The sequence below is a fragment of the Nocardioides sp. NPDC054178 genome (genome assembly GCF_055585005.1).
Genome location: NZ_JBVJKY010000003.1, coordinates 501724 through 526559 on the forward strand (window position 1 = coordinate 501724; position 24836 = coordinate 526559).

Sequence of the window (24836 nt, forward strand, 5' to 3'; positions counted from 1 at the left end):
AGGGTGCTCAGGTGAGGGCGGTGACCAGGAGCGCGAAGGCGGCGACGATGACGGCGACGCGGAGGTAGTGCCAGCGTTCCCAGCGGTTCAGCTGGGACCTCCAGTCCTCGGGCCGGTTCTCGGGGGTCCACTGCTTGTTCCGGTTGTTGATCGGAACGAGCAGCAGCACCGACATGACCACGCTGAGGGCCAGCAGCGCGCCGGCGGTGACGACGAGCGCGGTGCCGCGGTGCTGCCACCCGGCGACGGCCCAGATGCCCACGAGGGCGAGCGAGCCGATGTACCAGACCGGCATCACGGCGCCGAGCATCCGGCCCCCGTGAGCATGGCCGAGCTGGCCGGCGTCCTCGGGGAGCGCGTTGAGGATCCGGCTCATGATGAAGGCGACCGAGAACTCGACCCCCACCATCAGGCCGACGACCACGGTGGTGACTACCTCGAGTGTGCTGAACATGCTGATCCTTCAGATATCTAGCATTGCTAGGACGAGGTTCAACGCTAGCAGTGCTATTGCTCGAATGTCTAGCAGTGCTAGCATTCGGGTCATGTCGGTACAGGAGCGCAAGCAGCGCGAGCGAGCAGACCGAGAGCGCCTGATCGTGGCGACCGCCCGTGAGCTCGCCGAGCAGCAGGGCTGGGACGCGGTGACCACGCGCCGGCTCGCCGAGCGGATCGAATACAGCCAGCCCGTCCTCTACAGCCATTTCCGCGGCAAGCGCGAGATCATCGGCGCCGTGGCGCTCGAGGGCGCCGCCGAGATGGCCGCGGCGATGCGGGCGGCCACCTCGGCCGCCTCCGGACCGCGCGAGCGCGTCGCCGCACTCGCGCATGCCTATCTCGACTTCGCCGACCGCAACCCGGCGGTCTACGACGCGCTGTTCCAGCTCGACGGCGGCCTGGCGTACGCACAGGAGGACACCCCCGAGCAGCTGAAGGACGCCTTCGCGGCACTGATGGAGACCCTGAGCGAGGTCGCCGGCGACGGCGTCGGCCCGGAGGTGTTCACCGAGGTGTTCTGGGCGTCCCTGCACGGGATCGCCACCCTGGGCCGGTCGAGGCGACTGCTGCCTGAGGACGCGGAGAAGAGGCTGGAGCTGCTGGTCGACCGCCTCGCCGTGCTCTGAGGGGTCCCCTCAGTCGCGCGGCACCAGGAACGAGGCCCGCCAGAGCTTGCGGTCCTTGTCGGAGACCAGCCCGTGCTCGGTGAGGTACGGCATCATCTTCTCGCCCATCCAGGCCAGAGTGGCGCGGTAGTGCTCGTTGCCGAGCGCCTCGCGACGGGCGGCCATCGGGTCGAGGCCGACGGCCGCGTAACAGTCCGGGTGGACCAGCGAGCGGGCCATCACATAGGCCGAGCGGGCGGTGAGGTTCTGGTGGAGCCGGAGCTGCGTACGCCCGATCTTCTGCGACATCGCCGCGGCGAGCTCCTCGCGGGCGAAGGTGACGTGGCGAGCCTCCTCGGTGACGTGGATGCGGGAGGCCATCCGGGTCAGCGGCTGGCAGCGCTCGTCCTTCATCAGCTCGCGCTGCCACCGGTCGAGCGGCTCCTCGCCCACCAGGGTCGCGGAGAAGACGCTGGGTCCGTGCAGCAGGGGAGCGAACTTGCCGACGCGAAGGACGGCGGGCCGGGGGCCGTACGCCGGTGCACCCATCGCCGCGATCGCCCGGCCGAACATCACCGAGTGCCGGGTCTCGTCGCCGATCTCGGTCAGTGCGTACTGGGTCCGCGCGGTGCGCGGGTCGGCCCCGTAGACCTCGCGGAGCAGCAGCTGCATCAGCAGCACCTCGAACCACAGCCCGACGCTCATGATGCTGGCCACCTCGTGCCGGGAGAGCTCGATCTGCTGCTCCTGACTGAGCCGGTCCCAGGTCGGGGTGCCGTAGAGGGAGACGCGCTCGGGCTGCATCCACCACAGCCCCTCGACGGGCGCGGCGTCCCAGTCGAGGTCGACCTCCGGGTCGTAGGACTGACGCGCGGTGGAGCGCAGGAGCCGGTCGGAGGTCGGGTCGGCGATGGTCATTCTTCTCCCTGCTGAACTATGTGTTACCGAGAGTTACGGGTAGTTGCTAGAGTGCAGGACATGACACGGAACGTCAAGGACGACGGTCGCTCCTCGCGCTGGGACTCCCACCGCGAGACGAGGCGGGCAGAGCTGGTCGCGGCTGCCGTACGCGCCGTCGACTCGGTCGGCGCCGAGGTCTCGATCGCCGACATCGCCGCGGAGGCCGGGGTCAGCAAGCCCGTGCTCTACCGCTACTTCGCCGACAAGGCCGAGCTGCACGCCGCGGTGGGGATGTGGGCCGCGCGGCAGATCCTCGACGCGGTGGTCGACGCCGTGCTCGCCCCGGCGCCGACCCGCGAGCGTGTCGAGGCCGGGGTCGCGGCGTACGCCGAGACCATCGCCGGCCACCCCAATGTCTATCTGCTCCTGGTGCGCCAGCACACCGGCGGCACCGACCCGCTCGCGGACGGCAAGCAGCTCATCGCGGCGACCTTCGCGCGCCTGCTCGGCGACACCTTCGGCCGCCTCGGCGTCGATGCCGCCGGCGCCGAGCCGTGGGCCCACAGCCTGGTCGGGATCGGGGAGTCGGCGGGCCAGTGGTGGCTCGACCGGCGCACCATGTCCCGCGCCGCGTTCACCCGCTATCTCAGCGAGTTCGTCTGGAACGCGCTGGCGGGCACCACCGCCGAGTACGGCGTCGACCTGAACGCCCTGGACCGCCCCGAGATCGTCACCCCGCTGCGAAAGAGCCCCCGATGAGCGAGCACGAGCCCCAGCACCTCTACGACGGGCCCGCGCGCCTGGAGTCCGAGCACGGCACCTGGGAGGCCGACGTCGCGCTGCGCGGCGTCTTCCAGCCGATCGACGGCCACTTCCACTGGTACGGCCGGGTCGCCACGGCCCTCGACGGCGTACGCAACGGGCAGACCGTCACCGTCCGCACCGACCACGGCGAGGCCGAGGGGCGGCTCTCCGACATCGATCCCTGGGGACGGTTCCGGGTCTCCGGGACCGGGAAGCCTCCGTTCTGACGCCGTGCGAGGCGCGGGACCTCAGCGCACCAGCATCAGCGTCGCCGCGCCGACCCCGACGACGACGATCAGTGAGCGCAGGACCGTGGCCGGCAGCCGCCGGCCGATGTGCGACCCGACGTACCCGCCCACGACCGAGCCTGCTGCGAGCAGCCCGACGGCCAGCCAGTCGAGGTCGGCGATGGCCAGGAAGATCACCGTGGCGACCACGTTCGAGGCCATCACCGCGAACGTCTTGAGCGCGTTGACCGTACGGAACTCCAGGTCGGTCCCGAGCCCGAGCACGGCCATCATCATCACCCCGGACCCGGCGCCGAAGTAGCCGCCGTAGACGCCGGTCAGCGTCGCGAACACCTTGGTGAGCCCCGAGATCCGCACCCGCGGCTCCTCGTCGGCGGCGTGCTGGCGCAGGAAACGGCTGAGCCGCGGCTGCACCCCCACGAGTACGCAGGTGCCCAGGATCAGCCACGGCACGACCGCCTCGAAGATCGATCCCGGCAACCAGAGCAGCAACAAGGATCCGGCCACGCTGCCGCAGCCCGCAGTGATCAGCACCGCGGCGGTCACCCCCGGATGCTCGGCCAGCTCGCGCCGGTAGCCGAAGGAGCCGCTGAGCCCGGCCGGCGTCATCCCGACCGTGTTGGACGTGTTGGCCACCACCGGCGGGAGGCCGACCGCGACGAGGACGGGGAAGCTGAGCAGGGAGGCGACGCCGACGGTCGAGGTGAGGATGCCCGCGCCCAGGCCCGCGGCGAGCACCACGAGCTGATCCAGCCAGGTCATCAGTCGCGGAGCAGCGCGACGTCACTGACGAGCATGACGTGGCCGTGCATCGCGGCCGCGGCGGCCTCGGCGTCACCCGCAGCGATCGCGTCGGCGATCTTCTGGTGGCCGGCGAGCGAGGTCTTGGGGCGGTCGGGCTGGGAGAGCGACTCGATGCGGGTCTCGCGGATCAGCTCGCTGATCTCGGACATCATCTGCTCGAGCAGAGGGGAGTGGGCGGCCTGGGTCACCGCCCGGTGGAAGAGCTCGTCGCCGTGGACGCCGCGCCCGCCGCCGGCGATGTCCTCGTCCATCGCCTTCAACGCCGCGTCGATGCGGTCCAGGTCCTCCTGCGTACGCCGCCGCGCGGCCAGCGCGGCGATCTTCGTCTCCAGCGCGTCACGCGCCTCGATGACGTCAGGGATCCGCTCCGCGTGCGCCCGGATCGCGTCGGTGATGCGCTCGACCCGCGGCTTGTCGGTCAGCACCGTCCCGTCGCCGTGGCGCACCGCGACGACGCCGATGACCTCGAGCGCGACCAGGGCCTGGCTGAGGGTCGCCCGACTGACGCCGAGGCTGGTGGCGAGCTGTCGCTCCGGCGGCAGCCGGTCGCCGGCCTTCAGGTCGTTCTCCGAGATCCAGGCCGTGATCTGCTCCGCGACCTGCTCGTACAGGCGGGTTCGCTGCAGCGGACGTGGAAAGCGCGCGGACTCACTCATGGCTACAGGGTATTGACGTTCGCCCGATTGTCCTATTGGCTAGGCCACTGAGCCGAGCGTGATGCGAGTCACACAGGTGCCAGACGGGGGCCATACAGAAGGGAAGTCCGATGGGACCGGAATGGGTGGCGATCATCGCGTTGGTCGCCTTGTTCGTGGCCGGCACGTTGCTGCCGATCAACATGGGAGCGCTGGCCTACGTCGCGGCGTGGCTGGTCGGGATGTTCGCGCTGAACCTCGACGAGAAGGAGATCCTGGCCGGAGTCAGTGCCGACCTGATCCTGACGCTGATAGGAGTGACCTATCTGTTCGCGATCGCGAGGAACAACGGCACGGTCGACCTGATCGTCAGCAGTGCCGTACGCGCGGTGGGCGGAAGGGTCGCCCTGATCCCGTGGGTGATGTTCGGTGTGACCGCGCTGCTGACCGCCATGGGAGCCGCCAGCCCGGCGGCCTGCGCGATCATCGGCCCGGTCGCGCTCGGGTTCGCGGGCCGCTACAAGATCAACGCGCTGATGATGGGCATGTTCGTCGTGCACGGTGCCCAGGGCGGCGGCTTCTCGCCGATCAGCATCTACGGCACGATCACCAACTCGGTCATGGTCGACAACGGCCTGCCCGCCAGCGAGATGACGGTCTTCCTGGCCAGCCTGGTGGTCAACCTGATCATGGCGACCATCCTGTTCTTCGCCCTCGGCGGGCGAGCGCTGATGGGCATGCGGCTCGACCCCGACGAGGCGGCCAGCGCCGCCGCCGGCGTACCGGGTGAGCTGAACGAGGGCGGCGTGACCGTCCCGGCCCGCGGCTACGGCACCCTCGCCCCGACGGGGACCAAGCCCGGCATCCGCACCGAGCAGGTCCTCACCCTGGCCGCCTTCGTCATCGTCGCCGCCGTCGCCCTGTTCTTCGACAAGAACATCGGCTTCGCCTCGATCACCGCGGCGACCGTCCTCGCGGCGCTGTCCCCGAGCCAGCACAAGGACGCCATCCGCCAGATCGCCTGGCCGACGGTCCTCCTGGTCGCCGGCGTCTCGACGTACGCCACGATCCTGAACACCGCCGGAGCGCCGGAGTTCGTGGGCGGCTGGGCGGCCGGCCTGGGCGTCGCGACCATCGGCGCGCTCATCCTCTGCTACGTCGGGGCGGTCGTCTCCGCGTTCGCCTCCTCGACGGCGCTGCTCCCGATCATCATCCCGATCTCGGTGCCGCTGATCGCCGAGGGCGGGATCTCCGCCGCCATGTTCGTGGCCGCGCTGGCGATCTCCTCGACGATCGTCGACGTGAGCCCGTTCTCCACCAACGGCGCGCTGATGCTGGCCAACCGGCCCGAGACCATCACCGAGGAGCGCTACTACAAGCAGATCCTCGGCTACAGCGTCCTCGTGGTGCTCGTCGGTCCCCTCCTGGTCTGGGCCACCATGGTCCTCCCGGGCTGGTGACGGGCATGCGTGGACCGCTCGACGACGTCGTCGTCCTCGACCTCTCCCGCGCCCTGGCCGGGCCGCACGCCGCGATGATGATGGGCGACCTCGGTGCCCGCGTGATCAAGGTCGAGGCGCCCGGGCACGGCGACGACACCCGGGGCTGGGGCCCGCCGTTCGTGGGGGAGGAGGGGCAGCGGGAGGCGACGTACTTCCTCTCGGCCAACCGCAACAAGGAGTCGATCACCCTCGACCTCAAGGACACCGACGACAAGGACGTCCTGCTGCGCCTGGTCGACCGGGCCGACGTGCTCGTCGAGAACTTCCGCACGGGCGTGCTGGACCGGCTCGGGCTCGGCATCGACGAGCTCCAGGCCCGCAACCCGCGCCTCGTCGTGCTCTCGATCACCGGGTTCGGCCACGACGGCCCCGAGGGTGGACGGTCCGGTTACGACCAGATCGCGCAGGGTGAGGCCGGGCTGATGTCGCTGACCGGATCGGGACCCGACGATCCCCAGCGGGTCGGCACGCCCATCGCCGACCTGCTCGCCGGGATGTACGGCGCCTACGGCGTCCTGGCCGCTCTCCACGAGCGCGACCGCACCGGCCGCGGCACCGTCGTCCGCACCTCGCTGCTCTCCGCCGTCGTCGGCGTCCACGGTTTCCAGGGCACCCGCTGGACCGTGGCCGGCGAGGTCGGCCGCGCGCAGGGCAACCATCACCCGAGCATCTCGCCCTACGGCCTGTTCCGCTGCGCCGACGGGACCGTGCAGATCGCGGTCGGGAGCGAGGGGCTGTGGCGGAGGTTCTGCACCGCCTTCGACATCTCGCCCGACCTCGCGGGGATGGCCACCAATCCGGAGCGCGCGGCCAACCGGGAGAAGGTCGTCGAGCTCGTCGAGGCGCTCTTCGCGCCCTGGCCAGCCGAGGAGCTGCTCGCCAAGCTCGCCGAGGCCGGCGTCCCGGCCGGCAAGGTGCGCTCGCTGGACGAGGTCTACGCCTGGGAGCAGACCGCCAGCCAGGGTCTGCTGATCGACGTCGACCACTCCACGCTCGGCCAGCTGACCCTCCCCGGGCCGCCGCTGCGGTTCTTCACCGACGGGGCGGAGGTGACGCCCACCGACCACGCGGCGCCGCCCACCCTCGACCAGCACGGTCCCGGGCTGCGTACGTGGGTGGCGGAGCAGCCCTGAACAAGAAGACGCCGGGCGCCTGACTGGGATACTGCTGGCACCGCGTCATGCCGCCGAGAGAAGGAGCCCGATCATGCAGGAATCTGCGAGCGATCGGGCTCCTCTCCGGCTGGGTACGGCCCGCGGCCGCTGGGTGCTGGCGACGACGGTGCTGGGATCCGGCCTGGCGTTGCTCGACTCGACCGTCGTCAACGTCGCCCTCGGCCGCATCGGGGAGGATCTCGACGCGGGCTTCTCCGGGCTGCAGTGGACGGTCAACGCCTACACGCTGAGCCTCGCGGCGCTGATCCTCCTCGGCGGTTCCCTCGGCGACCGCTTCGGGCGGCGCCGGGTGTTCCTCATCGGCGTGGTCTGGTTCGCCGTAGCGTCGCTGCTGTGCGGGCTGGCTCCTGACATCGAGCTGCTGATCGCCGCGCGGGGACTGCAGGGTGTCGGCGGCGCGCTGCTGACGCCGGGGAGCCTGGCGATCATCGCCGCGTCGTTCCACGTCGACGACCGGCCCGCAGCCGTGGGGGCCTGGTCGGGTCTCAGCGGCGTCGCGGCCGCGGTCGGACCGCTCGTCGGCGGCTGGCTCGTCGAGATCGACTGGCGGCTGGTGTTCCTCATCAACGTCCCGGTCGCGGTGCTCATCGTCATCGTGGCGTTGCGCCACGTCCCGGAGAGCCGGGACCCGGACGCCGCCGGCGGGATCGACGTGACCGGCACGCTGCTGGCCGCAGCCGGCCTCGGAGCGCTCACCTTCGGACTGACCCGGGCGGGAGAGGCGGGCTTCGCCGGCACCGTGGCGGCCGGCGTCGCGGCCGGTGTCGCATGCCTGGTCGCCTTCGTCCTCGTCGAGGCCCGCTCGCCCCATCCGTTGGTCCCGCTCGAGCTGTTCCGCAATCCTCAGTTCAGCGCGGCCAACGCCGTCACGCTGCTCGTCTACGCCGCGCTCGGGGTGATCTTCGTGCTGCTCGTCCTCCAGCTCCAGATCGTCAGTGGGTGGTCGCCCCTCGCCGCTGGCTCGGCCCTGCTGCCGGTGACGGCGGTGATGCTGCTCTTCTCGTCCCGTTCGGGCGCGCTGGCGCAGCGCATCGGGCCACGGCTGCCGATGACCCTGGGGCCGCTGCTCGCGGCCGCCGGCGCACTCTGGATGGGGCGGATCGGCCCCCAGGCGTCGTACGTCGCCGACGTGCTGGCGCCCGTCCTGCTCTTCGCCGTCGGGCTCACGCTGCTGGTCTCGCCGCTGACCGCCACCGTGCTCGACGCCGCGGACGACCGGCATGCCGGCATCGCCTCGGGCGTCAACAACGCGGTCGCCCGCACCGCCGGGCTGCTGGCCGTCGCGGTCGTCCCGGCGGCGGTCGGGATCGCCGGCGACGACTACACCAACCCGCAGACCTTCGACGAGGGCTACGGCACGGCGATGATCATCAACGCCGGGCTCCTGGTCCTCGGCGCGGCGCTCGCCGCGGCGTTCGTCCGCCGCCCGCTCGCGGCCGCAGCCGAGCCCGACGAGCACCGGGTGCACATCGAGACCTGTGTGCACTGCGGCGTGAGCGGGCCCCAGCTCCACCCTGCCGACCACGACCACTGAGACGAGTCGCGGGCCCGGCCGTCGCATGACCCGAGCGGTATCCGGTTACCGAGGCTCTCGTGGATTCTCCGTGGTGGCGTGAGGCCGTGACGTACCAGATCTATCCGCGCTCGTTCGCCGATGCGGACGGGGACGGCACCGGCGATCTCGCCGGCATCACCTCGCGGCTGGACCATCTGGCCGGCCTCGGCGTGGATGCGATCTGGCTCTCGCCGTTCTATCCCTCGCCGCAGATCGACTACGGGTACGACGTCGTCGACCCCCGCGGCGTGGACCCCCTCTTCGGGACCCTCTCCGATGCCGAGGACCTGATCGCGAAGGCGCACGAGATCGGCCTGAAGGTGATCATCGACCTGATCCCCAACCACACCTCCTCGAGCCACCCGTGGTTCCTCGAGGCGCTCGCGGCCGGCCCGGGCTCGCCGGAGCGCGATCGCTACCTCTTCCGCGACGGCCGAGGGGCCGGCGGCGAGGAGCCGCCGACCAACTGGAGGTCCGTGTTCGGCCAGCCGGCGTGGACCCGGGTCGAGGACGGGCAGTGGTATCTCCACATGTTCGACAAGGAGGAGCCCGACCTCAACTGGCGCCACCCCGAGGTGGCCGCGGAGTTCCGCTCCGTGCTGCGGTGGTGGCTGGACCGCGGCGTCGACGGTTTCCGCGTCGACGCCGCGCACGGCCTGGTCAAGACCCTGCGCGACCAGCACCTCCCGGAGGGGCGCTCACCCAACTCCGACCCGGCGGTGATGTACGACGAGGGCATCGAGGACGACCCGATGTGGGACCACCCGGACGTCCACGACGTCTACCGGGACTGGCACGATCTGGTCGCGGCCTACCCGGGTGATCGGATGCTGATCGCCGAGGCGTGGACCCAGGGCCCGGCCAACCTGCGCGGCTACCTGCGCAGCGACGAGTTCGAGCAGGCGTTCAACTTCCGGTGGCTGCAGGCACACTGGTCCGCGCGCGAGTTCACCGACGCGATCGTGTCCACCCTGGAGGCGCTGAGCCTCTCCGAGGCCTGGCCGACGTGGGTCCTCTCCAATCACGACGCCGTACGCCACCGCACGCGCTACGGCGACGGGGCGCAGGCGCTGGCCCGCGCTCGCGCGGCGACGCTGACGATGCTGGCGCTGCCGGGGTCGGCGTGCCTCTACCAGGGCGAGGAGCTCGGGCTCCCGCACGTGGCGCTGCCCCCGGAACACCAGACGGACCCGTGGGCGGAAGGCGGGAACGGCCGCGATGGCTGCCGGGTGCCGCTGCCGTGGAGCGGCGACGCGCCGCCGTTCGGCTTCGGCCCCGGCGAGGGACAGCCCTGGTTGCCGCAGCCGGTCCAGTGGGCGGACCTGAGCGTGGCTGCGCAGACCGGCCGGCCGGGCTCGACGCTCGAGCTCTACCGGTCGGCGCTGGCGGCCCGCCGCCGCCACGCCCGCGGCGGCGAGGAGGAGGTCAGGTTCCTCGATGCGCCCGAGGACGTGATCGCCTTTCGACGTGGCCGGCTGAGCGTCGTCCTCAACTGCGGCGCGGTGCCCACGCCGCTTCCTCGGGGCGACGTCGTGATCTGCAGCGGCGAGCCGGTCGGCTCCGAGCTGCCGCCGGACACCGCGGTCTGGTTGCTCGGCGACGACTGAGCGCGGCTCAGCGGCGCAGGACCCGCGCCTCCCACGGGGCCATCACCGGGCCGTCGCCGCTGCCGAGCACGAGCTCGCCCCGGCACTCCTCGACGAGGTCGCCCAGGTCGGCCTTGGTGCTGCTGAAGTTGGCGATCACGACCAGCTCCCCGCTCGGGTGGCGGCGGCGGAAGGCGAAGATCTGCGGATGGCTGTCGGTCAGCAGGGAGAAGTCGCCCTCGACCACGACCGGGTCCTCGTGCCGCAGCCGGATCAGCCGGCGGTAGTGGGAGAGCACCGAGTCCGGGTCGTCGACCTGCGCGGCGACGTTGACCTCGGGGTAGTTCGGGTTGACCGCGAGCCACGGCGTGCCGGTGGTGAAGCCGGCGGCGGGGGAGGCGTCCCACTGCATCGGCGTACGCGCGTTGTCGCGTGACATCGCCCGCAGCGAGCGCATCACGTCCTCGGGCTCGAGGCCGGCGGCGACCGCCTCGTGGTAGTAGTTCACCGCCTCCACGTCGTCGAACTCCTCGATCGAGCCGAACGGGTGGTTCGTCATGCCGATCTCGTCGCCCTGGTAGACGAACGGGGTGCCCCGCTGCAGGTGCAGGACCGTCGCGAGCAGCTTGGCCGACTCGGTTCGCCAGCGGCCGTCGTCGCCGTAGCGCGACACGACCCTCGGCTGGTCGTGGTTGTCCCAATAGAGGCTGTTCCAGCCCACGTCCGCGAGCCCCGTCTGCCAGGCCGCGAGCCGATCACGGAGGCGACCGAGGTCGAAGGGGCGTACGTCCCACTTGAAGGTGCCGTGATCGATCTCGACATGCTCGTAGTGCAGGACCATGTCGAGCTCGCGACGCGCCGGATCGGTATACCGGCGGCCCTCCTCGACCGTCGTCTCGCCGGTCTCCCCGACGAGCAGCAGGTCGCGGTCGTAGCGGTCGAAGACCTCCCGGTGCATCTCGGCGAGGAACTCGTGGACGCGCGGCCCGTCGATCACCGACCGCCGCATGTTGCCGTAGCGCTGCCCGGGGAGGACCGGCGCATCCGGGAGCTCGGGGTCCTTGGAGATCAGGTTCACCACATCCATGCGGAAGCCGTCGACACCACGGTCCAGCCACCAGCGCAGCACCCCGTAGACCGCCTGCCGCACCTCCGGGTTCTCCCAGTTCAGGTCCGGCTGCTTCTTCGTGAACAGGTGCAGGTAGTAGGCGGCCCTGCCCTCGCTGTAGGTCCAGGCGGGCCCGGAGAAGAACGAGCCCCAGTTGTTGGGCTCGTCGCGCCACCAGTACCAGTCGCGCTTGGGGCTCTCGGGGCTCGAGCTCGACTCCACGAACCAGGGGTGCTCGTCCGAGGTGTGGTTGGCGACGAGATCCATCACCAGCTTCATCCCGCGTGAGTGGAGGTCGGCGATCAGGGCGTCGAGCTCGGCGAGCGTGCCGTACGTCGGGTCGACGTCGTGGTAGTCGCTGACGTCGTAGCCGTTGTCGGCCATCGGTGAGGGGTAGACCGGCGAGATCCACAGCACGTCGACCCCGAGCCACTCGAGGTGGTCGAGCCGCTCGCGGATCCCGCGGAGGTCGCCGACCCCGTCACCGTTCCCATCGGCGAAGCTGCGCGGGTAGACCTGGTAGACGACGGCGGAACGCCACCAGCCCGGCCCGGTGCGACCAGCGGGTTCGGTGAGGTTCGAGGACATCCTGGTTTCCTCCTGTCGATCGGACGGGCGGTCCCTGCGAGCGGTAACCGAGCCGGGCGCCACACATACGCGCCGGGCTCGGACGGCCGCTAGCGTGTGCGCATGGCACTGACCCACGACTACACGGTCTCGGTGGAGTGGACGGGCAACCGTGGCACCGGGACGAGCGGCTACCGCGACTACGCCCGGGACCACGTCGTACGCATCGAGGGCCTGCCCGACATCCTCGGCTCCGCCGACCCGACCTTCCGCGGCGACGCGAGCAGGCACAACCCCGAGCAGCTGCTGCTGACCTCGCTGGCGCAGTGCCACATGCTCTCCTACCTGCACCAGGCGGTGACGGTGGGCGTGGTCGTCCTCGACTACCACGATGCCGCGACCGCCACCATGGAGACGCAGGGGACCGGTGGGCGGTTCACCCGCGCCGTGCTGCACCCGGTCGTCACCGTCGCGGACGCCGCGATGATCGAGGCTGCCACCTCCGCCCACCACCAGGCCCACCTGGACTGCTTCATCGCGAGCAGCGTGAACTTCCCCGTCGAGGTCGAGCCGACCGTGATCGTCGGTGGACTGTCGCTCTAGCCCCCTCTTCCGGGGGTAGGGCGGGGTCGGTGTCCGCGACCATGATGACCGCCATGACTGGATCGACCTCGACCGACGCCCTGCTCACCGCCCGGGACGCGCTGATCGCTCAGCGTCTCGACTACGCAGCGGCGCTCGACACCTTCCGCTGGCCCGACGTCGGGGCGAGCTTCAACTTCGCTCACGACTGGTTCGACCCGATGGCTCGGGGAAACGAGGCTCCGGGGCTGGTCATCTCCGAGTCGGACGGGTCGCGGGCGGCGTACTCCTTCGACGAGCTGGCGCGTCGCTCGGACGCGGTGGCGCGCCATCTGTTGCGGCTCGGCGTCGGCTCCGGCGACAGCGTGGTCGTCATGCTCGGCAACCAGGTCGAGCTGTGGGAGACGATGCTCGCGGCGATGAAGATCGGCGCGGTCCTGATGCCGACGACGACGGCGGTCGGCACCGCCGAGCTGGTCGACCGCCTCGCCCGGGGCCGGGCGAAGGCCGTGGTCTGCAACGCCGAGGATGCCGACAAGTTCGACGAGGTCCCCGGCGACTACGTGCGGATCAGCGTCGGGCTCAGGGTGGGGGAGCGGGAGGGCTGGCACGACTACGCCGCAGCTGCCGCAGAGGCCCAGGAGCCGGTCGAGCACCCCGGCAACGCCACCACCGACGCGCTGCTCCTCTACTTCACCAGCGGCACCACGAGCCGTCCGAAGCTGGTCGAGCACACCCACTACACCTACCCGGTCGGGCACCTGTCGACGATGTACTGGCTCGGCCTGCGCCCCGGCGACGTCCACATGAACATCTCCAGCCCCGGGTGGGCCAAGCACGCCTGGTCGAACTTCTTCGCGCCCTGGCTCGCGGGAGCGACCGTCTTCGTCCTCAACTACACGCGCTTCGAGGCGGCCACGCTGCTGCAGCGGATCCGCGAGGAGCACGTGACCAGCATGTGCGCCCCGCCGACCGTGTGGCGGATGCTCATCCAGGCCGACCTCAGCGGCGGCTGCGGTTCGCTGCGCGAGGCGATCAGTGCCGGCGAGCCGCTCAACCCCGAGGTGATCAGCCAGGTCCAGCAGGCCTGGGGCCTGACCATCCGGGACGGGTTCGGTCAGACCGAGATGACCGCGACGGTCGCCAACAGCCCGGGCCAGCCGGTACGTCCGGGGTCGATGGGCCGGCCGCTGCCCGGTGTCCCGGTCGTGCTCGTCGACCCGATCGAGGAGACCGTGATCGAGGGGCCGGGCGAGGGCGAGCTGTGCCTCGACCTGTCGCAGCAGCCGGCCACGCTGATGACCGCCTACCGCGACGACGAGAAGCGCACCGCCGACGCGATGCGCGGTGGCTTCTTCCACACCGGTGACGTCGCCAGCCGCGACGAGGAGGGTTACATCACCTATGTCGGCCGCACCGACGACGTCTTCAAGGCCTCCGACTACAAGGTCTCGCCCTTCGAGCTGGAGTCGGTCCTGATCGAGCACCCCGCGGTGGCCGAGGCGGCGGTCGTGCCCGCCCCGGACCCGGTGCGGCTGGCCGTCCCCAAGGCGTACGTCTCGCTCACCGCCGGCCACGAGCCGACCGCCGAGACCGCCCGGGCCATCCTCGAGTTCGCCCGCGACCACCTGCCGCCCTACCTGCGCGTGCGGCGCCTGGAGTTCTTCGACCTGCCCAAGACCATCTCGGGCAAGATCCGGCGCGTCGAGCTCCGCGCCCGGGAGCAGGACGTCGTCGACCAGCGGCCGGCCGGCGAGCACCGCTACGAGGACTTCTTCTCCCGTCAGTCCTGATCCACCAGGCGCCGGACGCTCTCGACGACGATCTCGCGGCATCGGGAGCGGCTCGGCCGGCGCACCAGGGCCAGCTCGGGGGTGTGCAGGTGCCAGCTCATCGCCAGCGCACGAACCTCGGTGAGCAGCTCGAGAGGCGAGTACGCGGTCGTCAGCTTCCCGGCACGTTGCGCCTCCTCGATCTTGGCCAGCTTCGCGTCGTTGGAGGCGACGATCGCCGGGAGCTTCCCCTGGGGACGCTCGAGCTGGTACCACGTGGTCAGCCGAAGCGTCGTGGGGAAGCGCTCGTAGAGATCGAAGGACCGCCCGGCGTAGCCGGGCAGATCGGTCGCGTCGAACTCGACCTCGTCGACGAAGGCGAGGACCCGGTGGGCGAAGACGGCGTCGAAGAGCTCGTCCTTGGTGCCGAAGTACTTGTAGATCAGCGCCTTGTTCGCCAGCGCCGTCTCCGCGATCCGGTCGACGCGCGAGCCGGCGATGCCGTACGCAGCGAACTCGGCCTCGGCGGCGTCGAGGATGCGCGCGCGGGTCGCCTCGGAGTCTCTGGCCATGCGCCCACTCTAAAGCAAGTAACTAGTTAGTTGTGTTTTCCGGGCATCAGTGTTTCACTGAAAACAACCAACTCGTTAGTTACTTAGAAAGAGTGCACATGTCCCCGACACCCCCGCGCACCGGTGCCCGTCACCGGGCGGTCGTTCTCACGGTGATCCTCGGCTGCCAGCTGATGATGACCCTCGACGCCTCGATCGTGACCACGGCGCTCACCCACATCAAGACTGAGCTCGGATTCACCGACTCCTCGTTGTCGTGGATCCAGAACGCCTACGTCCTCGCCTTCGGAGGCCTCCTGCTGCTCGGCGCGCGGGCAGGCGACCTGCTCGGCCGGCGCCACGTGTTCATCGCCGGCACGGCGCTGTTCACCGCGGCCTCGCTGCTGGCCGGGCTGGCGCCGTCGGCCGGACTCCTCATCGCGGCGCGTGCGCTGCAGGGGGTCGCGGCAGCGCTCGCGATCCCCTCGACGCTGGCGCTCCTGATCACGACCTTCCCCGAACCCGGCGAGCGCACCCGCGCCATCGCGATCTACAGCGCGGTCATCGGCGCCGGGGCCAGCGTCGGGATCATCGTCGGAGGCGTCTTCACCGAATACCTCTCCTGGCGCTGGGGCCTCCTGGTCAACGTCCCGATCGGGATGCTGATCCTCGCGCTCTCACCGCGCTTCCTGCCCGAGACCGAGCGCCGGCCCGGCCGCGTCGACGTGCTCGGAGCACTCACCGTCACCCTCGGGATGTCGGCCCTGGTCTACGGGCTGGTCGAGGCCGCCGACATCGGCTGGACCAGCACCCGGACCCTGCTCCCGCTGGCCGCCGCGGTCGTCCTGCTGGTCGCCTTCGTCCTCGTCGAGCTGCGGGCAGCCCAGCCGATCGTGCCGCTCCGGCTCTTCCTCAGCGCGCAGCGCTCGGGGGCCTATGCCGGCCGAATCCTGATCGTCGGCGCGATGTTCTCGACGTTCTACTTCCTCTCCCAGTACCTCCAGAACGTCCTCGGCCTCAGTCCGCTCGCGACCGGGCTCGTCTACATCCCGATGACCGGCATGTTCTTCGCCATGGTGTACGTCGTGCGCTGGGCCGCACCGCGGGTCAGCAAGCCGGCGCTGCTGCTGACGTCCCTGGTCACCGCCGCGATCGGGATGGCCTGGCTCAGCCGGATCGACAGCACGACCACCGTGGCCTGGATCCTGGCGCCGCTGCTCGTGCTGGGCATCGGCCAGGGCATCGCGATCATCCTCCTCACCGACTTCGGGATGTCCGAGGTCGATCCGGACGACGCCGGCGCGGCCTCCGGTCTGGTCAACACCGCCCACCAGATCGGTGGCTCGATCGGGCTGGCCCTCCTCACCGTCGTGTACGGCAGCGCCGTGCACCACGACGCCGCCCCGGGCCCCCTCACCCAGGCCCACGGCTACTCGACCGTCTTCGACGTCGCGACCGGTTTCTACGCCCTGGCCGTCGGCGTCGCGCTCGTCGTCCTCGTCGCCGAACGGCGGCGTGCGAACCGATCGACCGCCTCGGTCACGATGGCGACCGCCGCCGGCTGAGCCGCCTCACGGGCGAACGGTCAGACACTGCGTACTGACGCCGATGGCGCTCTTCTCGTCGTGGAGCACGGTGGTGGTCACGCCGGCTCCGTCGGGACCGAACGAGACCGTCGTGTCGAGCCCCAGCCAGCCCTGCACCGGGACGCGGAAGAGGTGCGCGGTCAGGTCGAGGTTGGGGAAGGCGACCGCCTTCGGGTCGACGCGGACGGCGACGCCGTTGGTGATGTCGAGCAGCCCGGCGACCTGCGCCAGCCGGCTGACCTCCTCGTCGGCGACGATGGGATGCGGCGTACGCACCCAGGTCTGGGCCCGCCCCGGACCGAGGTGGTGGCGCCGCACCTCGACCGAGGCGATGAAGCCTCCGGGCCACAGCGAGCTCATGTCCCACACCGGTACGTCGTCCGGCGCCGGCATCGGCGCGTGGTGGGTGCCCTCGAGCTCGGCGGTCGGATAGGCGGTGGTCAGCCAGGCACGGAGCAGCACGACCGGCCGGCCGCCGTGGCTCGCCCGCGCCTCGACGAGCTCGATGGTGCGCCCGGCCCGGAGCACGGTGACCTCCACGTCGACGGGCTCGAGCGGGATCGTGCCGAGGATGTCGTAGCTGAACCGGGTGACCTGGAGCCCGTCGTCACGGCGGCTGTCGCGGTCGCGCTCGACCTCGTGCGCGAGCACGCCCAGCAGGGTGGAGATGTGCTGGGTGTCCGGGTCCCACGCCCCGCCGACATGCGCGGTCGGGGTGAAGGTGTGCGGACCGGTCCGGTGCCAGTAGGTCATTCGGCGGCTCGCAGGCCGAGCAGGGCGACGCTCTGCTCGCGCATGTCGATCTTGCGGACCTTCCCGGTCACCGTCATCGGGAACTCCTCGACCAGCAGGACGTAGCGCGGTGCCTTGTAGTGCGCGAGCCTGCCGCTGGCGAAGGCACGCACGGCCTCGGCGTCCAGCGGCTCGGCGCCGGGGCGCATCCGGATCCAGGCGCAGAGCTCCTCGCCGTACCTCTCGTCGGGGACGCCCACGACCTGGGCCTCGGCGATGTCGGGGTGGGTGAAGAGGAACTCCTCGATCTCGCGGGGGTAGATGTTCTCGCCGCCGCGGATGACCATGTCCTTGATCCTCCCGACCACCACGCAGTAGCCGTCCTCGCGCATGACGGCCAGGTCGCCGGTGTGCATCCAGCCGTCGGCGTCGATCGCGTCGGCGGTCTTCGTCTCGTCGTCCCAGTAGCCCAGCATCACCGAGTAGCCGCGGGTGCAGAACTCGCCCGCCGTGCCGCGGGGGACCACCTCGCCGGTGGCCGGGTCGACGATCTTGATCCCGACGTGCGGCGCGGCCCGGCCGATCGTCTCGGTGCGCCGCTCGAGGTCGTCGTCGGTGCGGGTCTGGCAGGAGACCGGCGAGGTCTCGGTCATGCCGTACGCGATCGCGACCTCGCTCATGTGCATCTCGCTGACACACCGCTTCATGACCTCGATCGGGCACAGCGCGCCGGCCATGATCCCGGTGCGCAGCGTGGAGAGGTCGTAGGACGCGAACCCCGGATCGTCCTGCATCGCGATGAACATCGTCGGTACACCGTACAGCGCCGTGCACCTCTCGTCCTGCACCGTCTGCAGTGTCGTCGCCGGGTCGAAGCCGGGGCCCGGGATGACCATGGTCGCGCCGTGGGTGGTGCAGCCGAGGTTGGCCATCACCATGCCGAAGCAGTGGTAGAAGGGCACCGGGATGCAGAGCCGGTCCCGCTCGGTGAAGTGGATCGTCTCGGTGACGAAGAAGCCGTTGTTCAAGATGTTGCGGTGTGACAGGGTCGCGCCCTTCGGGAAGCCCGTGGTCCCGGAGGTGTACTGGATGTTGATGGCGTCGTCCGGGGTCAGCGGGTAGTCGACGTGGTCGGCCAGCCGCTCTCCACGGCCGGCCGCGAGCAGCGCGTCCCACTCCGGCGTACCCAGGAAGACGGTCTGCTCCAGCGCGCCGCAGTCGCTCGCCACCTCAGCGACGAGGGAGACGTAGTCGCTGGTCTTGAACGCCGTCGCGCTGATCAGCAGCCGTACGCCCGACTGGTTGAGCGCGTAGGCGAGCTCGTGGGTGCGGTAGGCGGGGTTGATGTTGACCAGGATCGCGCCGATCTTTGCCGTGGCGAACTGGACCATCGTCCACTCGGCGCAGTTCGGAGCCCAGATGCCGACGCGGTCACCCTTGCCGATGCCGGCCTTGCGGAGGCCGACGGCGAGGGCGTCCACGTCGGCGTCCAGCTCGGCGTAGGTCCAGCGTCGTCCGGTGGCGATCTCGACGAGCGCCTCACGGTCTCCGTGGCGGGCGACGGTGCGCTCGAAGTTGGCCCCGATCGTCTCCTCGAGCAGCGGAACGTCGATGTCGCCACGAGCCGACGACGCGGTGATGGATGAGGTCTCGGTCATGCCGCGAGCATGACCGAGACCGTGGTGGCTGCCACACCCCCGAAGGAGGGTGAGCGGGGCCGGATCAGGCGGGTACGGGCTCCGCGTCGAGCTCCACCCTGCTGGTCTCCTTGGCGACCAGCAGGCACGCGACGCTCAGCAGCGCCAGCGCGGTGAGGAAGTACGCGATCCCGTCGGTGCCCCACCGGGCCAGCAGGTCCTCGGCGATGACGAGCGGGACGGCGCCGCCCAGGATGCCGGCGATGTTGTAGCCCAGACCGGCGCCGGTGTAGCGGTACTTCGCCTGGAACATCTCGGGCAGGAACGCCGCGATCGGGCCGTAGTTGAGGCCGAGTACGCACAGCAGCAGGCTGTTGCCGAGGGCGAAGCTCGCGAAGCTGCCCGGCTCCATGACCCCGAAGGCCAGCGGCCCGGCCACGATGCCGAAGGCGGCCCCCAGGAGCAGGACGGCGCGGCGACCCAGGACGTCGGAGAGCCACGCGGAGGCGATGACCGTCACGCTCATCGCGAACGCCGCGACGATGACCCCGAGCAGCGCCTGGGTCATGCTCAGGCCGAGCGTGCCGACCGCGTGGGCGACCATGAAGCTCGCGCCGGTGTAGAAGGCGCCGAAGACGATCGCCATGATGCCCCCACCGAGCAGCACCTGACGCCACTGGTCCCGGATGCAGCCCAGGAACGGCAGCGTGCTGCGGCTGCCCGCCGACTGCAGCTTCTTGAACGACGGGGTCTCGGCGACGTTGAGCCGGACCCAGAGACCGACGCCGACCAGGACGGCGCTGGCCAGGAACGGGATCCGCCAGCCCCAGGCCGCGAACGCGTCGGGCTCCATCAGCCGGAACGTGGTGAGCATGGCGCCGGCGGCGATGATCAGGCCCAGGCTGGGACCGAGCTGCGGGAACATGCTGTAGCGCCCGCGCTGGCCGTGGGCGGCGTACTCCGTGGTGAGGAGCGCCGCGCCGGCCCATTCGCCGCCGAGCGCGATGCCCTGCAGCGCGCGCAGCAGCACCAGGATCACCACGGCGCTCTTGCCGATGGACTCCACGCTCGGGATGAGGCCGATCGCGAACGTCGAGGTGCCCATGATCAGCAGCGTGGTGATCAGGGTGGCCTTGCGGCCGATCCGGTCGCCGTAGTGACCGAAGAGGATCGCGCCGAGCGGCCGGAAGACGAACGCGACACCGAAGGTCGCGATCGAGGCCAGGGTGCCCTCGGGGCCGCCCATGGATGGGAAGAAGATGGCGTTGAACACCAAGGCGGCGGCGAGTCCGTAGATGAGGAAGTCGTAGAACTCGATGGTGGTGCCGGTCAGTGACGCCGTCGCGACGCGGCGCATGGTGCGCCCGTCGACCTCGGCTCGGTTAGCCGCGATTTGGGCCATGATCGTGCCTCCTACTCGGATTGGTGAACCGAGTGTGGGACCGCCACCTTGTGGCCGATACCCCCGGAAGAGTGCCCTCGAAGGAGGGGGTGTGCCTCTTGTTGCCTGTGATCGTCGTCACTTACGCTCAACGTCATGAGCACCACCACGATCGCCCCCGAGGCGCCGTACGACGGGTCCCGGATCGCCCAGACGCTGGCCTCGTTCCGGTCGGCGTCGGGGCTCGACATCGCCTTCGGTGGTCCGGTGCGCGGTGACGGCACCGCCATCGACATCACCGCGACCTACGGTGCGAAGGGCGTCTCGCTGCGCGGTCTTCGGGTCGTCAACGGAGAGGGCCTGGGCGGGAAGACCCTGCAGACCCGCCAGCCCGGCTCCGTCGACCACTACTACACGGCTCGCGGGATCACCCATCTCTACGACACCGCCGTCGCCCAGGAGCAGATCCAGACCGTCGCCGCCCTGCCGATCCTGGTCGACCGGGCCCCGAGGATGCTCATCTACCTCGCCTCCCGCTCGCGGCTCGGTCTCGGCGGCGTCTGGTTCGACGGGCTGCGTCCGCTGATCCGTACGCTCGAGCGCGAGATCCTGATCGACGACGAGGTCCGCAACCGCCTCTCCCGGCTGGCGCCGGCGCCCACGCCCGCTCCGAGCCCGGTCGACGCCGCGGCGAAGCGCGATCTCGTCGAGCGTCGGGAGATGGCCGCCGAGCTGACCGACCTGGCCGGTCAGGTGGTGGACCCGGAGGTCCGCGGCCGTCTGGAGGCCATGGTCCGACGGCTCACCGCCGCGCCGGGGGCGACCCCGGCTCAGCTCGCTCCGGCCATACGTCTGGCCGCCCGCGAGGTCGACGTCCTGCGCCAGGTCGCGCTCGGGAGGAGCAACCGCGAGGCCGCCGAGGCCCTCGGCATCGTGGAGAGCACGGTGAAGTCCTACCTCAAGAGCGCCACCCGCAAGCTCAACGCCAACAACCGCGTCCACGCCGTGCGGATGGCCCGTGAGGCCGGCCTGATCGACTGAGGGCCCTGACGCAGGAGGCGCGGAGCGCCCTCGTACGGGGGTACCGGCCGGCGTGCGAGGTGCGCAGTATCGCGGCATGACGCATGGAGACTCGGGCGACGTGTCGGAGAGGTGGCGGACCGCGCTGGCGGACGCCTTCGCGGGACTGCAGTCGGAGCGGCTGCCACCCGGTCAGCACGTGCCACGCGGCCCGTTGGCCGGAGCGATCGAGCACGCGAGCCTGGGACGGGTCGACGCGTTCCGGGTCGGCGGCACCCCGCAGGTCGTACGCCGCACCCGCCGCTCCCTCGCCGACGTACCCGACGAGCCGTTCAAGGTGTGCCTCCAGCGCCACGGCCGGTCCGTCGTCCGGCAGGGCGGCACCGAGCTCCTGCTGAGGCCCGGGGACATCGCGATCTACGACACCAGCCGCCCCTACGAGCTGCGTTTCGACGAGACCTGGGAGTGCCTCGCGATGACGCTTCCGCGCCGGGCGCTGGCCGTCTCGGACGCCGTGATCGAGCGGTCGATGTCGCACGGCTGGACCGCGTTCGACGGCAGGACCGGCGTCCTCGGGCATCTGCTGGGGAGCGCGGTGCGCCAGACACCGCAGGCCGGGGGAGCGACGCATCTGGGCGAGGCCGCCATCCAGCTGCTCTCGAGCCTGGTCGGCGGTGACGACCTGGTCGAGCCGGGGGAGGCGCTCCGGGCCCGGATCATCGCCCACGTCGAGGCTCACGCCTCCGACCCGGACCTCGGCCACGATGCGGTGGCGGCCGCACATGGGCTCTCGCCGCGCAGTCTGCACCGGCTCTTCGAGAGCCAGCCGCGCTCCGCGATGGCCCATCTGCGGGAGTTCCGGCTGATGGCGATCCGCGACGCCTTGCTCGACCCGGCCCATGCCGCGCACTCGACCGCGTGGATCGCCGCCCGGTGGGGATTTCCCGACCCGTCCCACTTCGCCCGCACCTTCAGATCGCGCTTCGGGGTCACGCCGGGCGCGCTGCGAAAAGACGCTCTGACCTCGGTGTGAGCCGTTTGGGGGAGATGGCGCGGAAAGTCAACGAAGTTGGCGTTCCATGGCGACACAGGTGTGACGCGGCGCACATAGCGTGACCAGGACCTTGACCGGACCCACGGAGGTAACCGCCTTGTCATCACATCCCGAGACGCCATCGGGCCTGTCCGTATCGGGCCTCGCCGAGCACGAGCTCGGCCGCCGCCGCTTCGTCGGCTACCTGCTGGCGGCTGCCACCGTCACCGGGGCCGCCCAGCTCGGGATCGGCCTCGGCTCCCCGGCCGCGGCCGTCGTCCCGGGGGTGCCGCAGCCGGCCGATCTCTACGACCTCAACGATCTGCTGACCGATGCCGCACGGCCCACCGCCAACCTGATCCAGGTCGTCGTCGACAAGGACGGCACCGCATCCTTCGAGCTGCCCCGCGCCGAGGTCGGCCAGGGCATCACCACCTCGATCGCGATGCTGATCGCCGAGGAGCTCGACCTGCCGCTCAGCAAGGTGAACGTGACGCTGTCGAAGGCGCGTCCGGAGCTGATCTGGAACCAGATGACCGGCGGCTCCAACACGATCCACGCGATGTACACGCCTGTACGCGTGGCCGCGGCCATCGCCCGCGGCGCACTGCTCGACGCCGCGGCGATCGCGCTCGCGCAGCCCCATGACACCCTCTCCGTCTACGAGGGAGTGATCACCGCTCCCGGCGGTGCCTCGATCTCCTACGGCGAGCTCGCGACCTCCGCCGCGGCCCTGGTCACGAAGGTCGTCGACGTCGACCTCAAGCCGAAGTCCGACTTCGCGGTCATCGGCACCCCGCGTCGCCGCAAGGACGCCCTGGCCGCGGTGACCGGAACGAAGCAGTTCGCGATGGACCTCGACGTCCCGGACGCGCTGCCCGCGATGGTCTGTCGCGCCCCCGAGCACAACGGCACCGTGCGCTCGGTGCGCAACCGGAAGGACGTCGAGGCGATGCCGGGCGTGACGCATGTCGTCACCATCCCCACCGGCGTGGCGGTACGTGCCGGCACGTTCGGCCAGTGCATCAACGCCGTCCGTGCCCTCGACGTCGAGTGGAACCCCGGGAGCGTGAGCGGCCGCTCGGACGCGGACGTCCTCGAGGAGCTCCGCGGCATCCAGCGGCCGATGGCGGTGCCGAACGTGGAGGAGCTCCTCGGCACGGTGACCGGCGTGGCGGGTGGGCTGACCGGTGGGCTGACCGGCGGCCTCGGCGCGGCCGACGTCAAGACGCTCGACACCGACTACGTCTTCTACACCCGCAGCGGCTCGCCCCTGGAGACCAATTGCGCCGTGGCCGACGTCCGCGCTGACAAGGCCACGATCTGGGCCGGCTCGAAGACCCCGATCGTGGCGGCCGAGAGCATCGCGCTCGAGCTCGGCCTGCCGCCGACCGCGGTGACCTTCAACGTGGTCGAGTCCGGCGGCTCCTTCGGCCGCAAGCTCTTCTGGGACGCCGCTCTGGAGGCCGCCCTGATCTCGCAGAAGTGCCAGGCGCCGGTCCGGCTCATGTGGCACCGCGCCGACGAGCCGCGCCAGGGCCGCAACCATCCGATGGCGACGTCCCGGGTGCGTACGGTCTGGGCGGGGGACAACATCCTCTCCGTCGAGCAGCAGCACACCTGCACCGCCACCGACTACCGCCACGGCTTCGGCGAGATCCTGACCTCCACGGCCATCTCGCTCCCGGCCGGGGTGAGCAACCTGGGTGTCTCCGAGACCATCTTCGTGACCTCCCAGCAGGTGCCGTACGACTTCGGCGTCACCACCCAGGGACTCATGGAGACGACCAGCCGGGCCATCAACTCCGGCGCGGTCCGCAACGTCTACTCACCCGACGTACGCACGGCGCTCGAGCTCACGATCGACCAGGTCGCCAAGAAGATGCGGCTGAGCCCGGTCGAGTTCCGGCTCAAGTACGCCAAGGAGGACCGCCTGCGGCGCGTCATCAAGCAGGTGGCGGCCGCCGGCAGCTGGGGCAGGTCGATGCCCGCCGGGACGGCCCAGGGAATCGCGGTCCACCAGGAGTACAAGGGCTACTCCGCCTGCCTCGTCGAGATCGACTGCCGTCCCGAGACCGTCGACCGCAAGGTCTACCACGGCGTCACCGGCCCCCGCGTCACCAAGGTCACCTTCGCCATCGACTGCGGCGAGGTGATCAACCCCAAGGGCGTCGAGGCGCAGATGCAGGGCGGGATCATGGACGGCATCGCGCTCGCTCTCACCGCGAGCACCCACCTGGAGGACGGCCACTACCTCGAGGCCAGCTGGGACAACTACTTCTACACCCGCCAGTGGAACACCCCGCCCGACGTACGCGTCTTCGTGATGGACCCGGTCACCGACATTCCCGGCGGGGCGGGGGAGGCCGGCGTCGCCGCCTCGTTCGCCGCCGTGGCCTGTGCCTATGCCCGGGCCACGGGGACCACCCCGACCTCCTTCCCGATCAACCACCACGACCCGATCGGCTTCGAGGTGAAGTCCTTCGTCCCGCCCGTGCCCGCGTCGCCGACCGACGGCCTCAGCCACACCTACTGACCGAAGACCGATCGAAAGG

At 70.7% G+C, this 24836-nt stretch carries 22 protein-coding genes; 13 read left to right on the top strand and 9 right to left on the bottom strand.

Annotated features, from left to right (window positions below):
• Positions 1–7 precede the first annotated feature (7 nt).
• The gene (locus tag ACZ6WN_RS14990) at positions 8–454 is read right to left on the bottom strand and encodes an anthrone oxygenase family protein (RefSeq protein WP_465865566.1); all 447 of its coding nucleotides are present in this window, start codon (positions 452–454) and stop codon (positions 8–10) included.
• 91 nt (positions 455–545) lie between these two features.
• On the opposite strand from ACZ6WN_RS14990, the gene ACZ6WN_RS14995 reads away from it, so the two are divergent.
• Positions 546–1124, top strand: coding sequence for a TetR/AcrR family transcriptional regulator (locus ACZ6WN_RS14995; RefSeq protein ID WP_465865568.1), 579 nt, complete (start codon positions 546–548; stop codon positions 1122–1124).
• A 9-nt stretch (positions 1125–1133) separates the two neighbouring features.
• Here the strand turns inward: ACZ6WN_RS14995 and ACZ6WN_RS15000 are convergent, their stop codons facing one another.
• The gene (locus tag ACZ6WN_RS15000; RefSeq protein ID WP_465865569.1) at positions 1134–2021 is read right to left on the bottom strand and encodes an AurF N-oxygenase family protein; all 888 of its coding nucleotides are present in this window, start codon (positions 2019–2021) and stop codon (positions 1134–1136) included.
• A 60-nt stretch (positions 2022–2081) separates the two neighbouring features.
• On the opposite strand from ACZ6WN_RS15000, the gene ACZ6WN_RS15005 reads away from it, so the two are divergent.
• The gene (locus ACZ6WN_RS15005) at positions 2082–2762 is read left to right on the top strand and encodes a TetR/AcrR family transcriptional regulator (protein ID WP_465865571.1); all 681 of its coding nucleotides are present in this window, start codon (positions 2082–2084) and stop codon (positions 2760–2762) included.
• The gene (locus ACZ6WN_RS15010) at positions 2759–3034 is read left to right on the top strand and encodes a DUF4873 domain-containing protein (protein WP_465865572.1); all 276 of its coding nucleotides are present in this window, start codon (positions 2759–2761) and stop codon (positions 3032–3034) included. Before ACZ6WN_RS15005 ends, ACZ6WN_RS15010 begins: the two co-directional genes overlap by 4 nt.
• Positions 3035–3055: 21 nt before the next feature.
• On the opposite strand, the gene ACZ6WN_RS15015 is transcribed toward ACZ6WN_RS15010, so the two are convergent.
• Positions 3056–3817, bottom strand: coding sequence for a sulfite exporter TauE/SafE family protein (locus ACZ6WN_RS15015; protein ID WP_465865574.1), 762 nt, complete (start codon positions 3815–3817; stop codon positions 3056–3058).
• A complete protein-coding gene (locus ACZ6WN_RS15020; protein WP_465865575.1) occupies positions 3817–4515 on the bottom strand; it encodes a FadR/GntR family transcriptional regulator in 699 nt (232 codons plus the stop codon). The genes ACZ6WN_RS15015 and ACZ6WN_RS15020 overlap by 1 nt, the downstream gene beginning before the upstream one ends.
• A 110-nt stretch (positions 4516–4625) precedes the next feature.
• Here ACZ6WN_RS15020 and ACZ6WN_RS15025 point away from each other — a divergent pair, with 110 nt between their 5' ends.
• From ACZ6WN_RS15025 to ACZ6WN_RS15040, 4 genes are all read left to right on the top strand, one after another.
• Entirely contained in the window at positions 4626–5954 is a 1329-nt protein-coding gene (locus tag ACZ6WN_RS15025; protein ID WP_465865576.1) for an SLC13 family permease, read from the top strand.
• A gap of 5 nt (positions 5955–5959) precedes the next feature.
• Positions 5960–7129, top strand: coding sequence for a CaiB/BaiF CoA transferase family protein (locus tag ACZ6WN_RS15030; RefSeq protein WP_465865577.1), 1170 nt, complete (start codon positions 5960–5962; stop codon positions 7127–7129).
• Between the two features lie 73 nt (positions 7130–7202).
• Positions 7203–8705 carry an MFS transporter gene (locus tag ACZ6WN_RS15035; RefSeq protein WP_465865578.1) on the top strand — a complete coding sequence of 501 codons (1503 nt, stop codon included), beginning with the start codon at positions 7203–7205 and terminating at the stop codon, positions 8703–8705.
• Between the two features lie 86 nt (positions 8706–8791).
• A complete protein-coding gene (locus tag ACZ6WN_RS15040) occupies positions 8792–10333 on the top strand; it encodes a glycoside hydrolase family 13 protein (protein WP_465865580.1) in 1542 nt (513 codons plus the stop codon).
• A 7-nt stretch (positions 10334–10340) separates the two neighbouring features.
• Here ACZ6WN_RS15040 and ACZ6WN_RS15045 read toward each other — a convergent pair whose 3' ends face one another.
• The gene (locus tag ACZ6WN_RS15045) at positions 10341–12008 is read right to left on the bottom strand and encodes an alpha-glucosidase (protein WP_465865581.1); all 1668 of its coding nucleotides are present in this window, start codon (positions 12006–12008) and stop codon (positions 10341–10343) included.
• Between the two features lie 102 nt (positions 12009–12110).
• Between ACZ6WN_RS15045 and ACZ6WN_RS15050 the strand changes: the two genes are divergently transcribed.
• Together ACZ6WN_RS15050 and ACZ6WN_RS15055 are read left to right on the top strand one after the other, a co-directional pair.
• Positions 12111–12590: an OsmC family protein gene (locus tag ACZ6WN_RS15050; RefSeq protein ID WP_465865583.1), complete on the top strand. Its 480-nt coding sequence runs from the start codon at positions 12111–12113 to the stop codon at positions 12588–12590.
• Positions 12591–12643: 53 nt separating this feature from the next.
• Positions 12644–14362, top strand: a complete 1719-nt coding sequence (locus tag ACZ6WN_RS15055) for an AMP-binding protein (protein ID WP_465865584.1) — start codon at positions 12644–12646, stop codon at positions 14360–14362.
• Here the strand turns inward: ACZ6WN_RS15055 and ACZ6WN_RS15060 are convergent.
• On the bottom strand, positions 14353–14913 hold the full coding sequence (locus tag ACZ6WN_RS15060; protein WP_465865585.1) for a TetR/AcrR family transcriptional regulator: 561 nt from the start codon (positions 14911–14913) through the stop codon (positions 14353–14355). The two genes, ACZ6WN_RS15055 and ACZ6WN_RS15060, sit on opposite strands and share 10 nt — an antisense overlap.
• A 98-nt stretch (positions 14914–15011) precedes the next feature.
• Between ACZ6WN_RS15060 and ACZ6WN_RS15065 the strand changes: the two genes are divergently transcribed.
• Positions 15012–16457 (top strand): MFS transporter, encoded by a 1446-nt coding sequence (locus ACZ6WN_RS15065; protein ID WP_465865586.1) that lies wholly within the window; start codon positions 15012–15014, stop codon positions 16455–16457.
• Between the two features lie 6 nt (positions 16458–16463).
• On the opposite strand, the gene ACZ6WN_RS15070 is transcribed toward ACZ6WN_RS15065, so the two are convergent.
• The 3 genes from ACZ6WN_RS15070 to ACZ6WN_RS15080 all read right to left on the bottom strand — a co-directional run bounded on the left by ACZ6WN_RS15070 (position 16464) and on the right by ACZ6WN_RS15080 (position 20249).
• A complete protein-coding gene (locus ACZ6WN_RS15070; protein WP_465865588.1) occupies positions 16464–17231 on the bottom strand; it encodes a thioesterase family protein in 768 nt (255 codons plus the stop codon).
• Positions 17228–18868 (bottom strand): AMP-binding protein, encoded by a 1641-nt coding sequence (locus tag ACZ6WN_RS15075; protein ID WP_465865589.1) that lies wholly within the window; start codon positions 18866–18868, stop codon positions 17228–17230. Before ACZ6WN_RS15075 ends, ACZ6WN_RS15070 begins: the two co-directional genes overlap by 4 nt.
• 64 nt (positions 18869–18932) lie before the next feature.
• On the bottom strand, positions 18933–20249 hold the full coding sequence (locus tag ACZ6WN_RS15080) for an MFS transporter (RefSeq protein ID WP_465865590.1): 1317 nt from the start codon (positions 20247–20249) through the stop codon (positions 18933–18935).
• A gap of 135 nt (positions 20250–20384) precedes the next feature.
• On the opposite strand from ACZ6WN_RS15080, the gene ACZ6WN_RS15085 reads away from it, so the two are divergent.
• The 3 genes from ACZ6WN_RS15085 (at position 20385) to ACZ6WN_RS15095 (ending at position 24817) form a co-directional block, all read left to right on the top strand.
• On the top strand, positions 20385–21269 hold the full coding sequence (locus ACZ6WN_RS15085) for a helix-turn-helix transcriptional regulator (RefSeq protein WP_465865591.1): 885 nt from the start codon (positions 20385–20387) through the stop codon (positions 21267–21269).
• A gap of 76 nt (positions 21270–21345) precedes the next feature.
• Positions 21346–22281 (top strand): AraC-like ligand-binding domain-containing protein, encoded by a 936-nt coding sequence (locus ACZ6WN_RS15090; RefSeq protein ID WP_465865592.1) that lies wholly within the window; start codon positions 21346–21348, stop codon positions 22279–22281.
• A 118-nt stretch (positions 22282–22399) separates the two neighbouring features.
• Positions 22400–24817, top strand: a complete 2418-nt coding sequence (locus tag ACZ6WN_RS15095) for a molybdopterin cofactor-binding domain-containing protein (protein ID WP_465865594.1) — start codon at positions 22400–22402, stop codon at positions 24815–24817.
• Positions 24818–24836 lie beyond the last annotated feature (19 nt).